The sequence below is a fragment of the Psychrobacter sp. CAL346-MNA-CIBAN-0220 genome (assembly GCF_040309805.1).
Taxonomy (GTDB): Bacteria; Pseudomonadota; Gammaproteobacteria; order Pseudomonadales; family Moraxellaceae; genus Psychrobacter.
Window position 1 is genome coordinate 1 of the sequence record NZ_JBEOPF010000165.1, and the last position, 279, is coordinate 279.

1 pseudogene is annotated in these 279 nt (G+C 46.2%); it reads right to left on the reverse strand.

Annotation, left to right across the window (positions count from 1 at the left end):
* Positions 1-279: pseudogene (locus AAEY88_RS13155) on the reverse strand (hypothetical protein); the annotation flags it as partial.

Here is a 279-nt window from a genome sequence, read left to right on the forward strand (position 1 = left end):
GTTAAAACCTGCGTTTAGGCTAGGGAGCTTTTCCATAAACGTATTTACATCATCGCCTTGTGCAAAACCGTGCGGTAATACCGACTCTACTTCAATGTCGCTTAGCTCTAGTGGCATCCCAGATTCGCGGGCAATAATTAATAGTTTTCGTGCTACGTCTGTCCCCGATAAGTCATCACGCGGATCAGGTTCAGTAAAGCCACTTTCTTTAGCTTTAATTGTTGCCTCAGACAGTGACAAGCCATCTTGCAGCGCACCAAACATGTACGATAGCGAGCC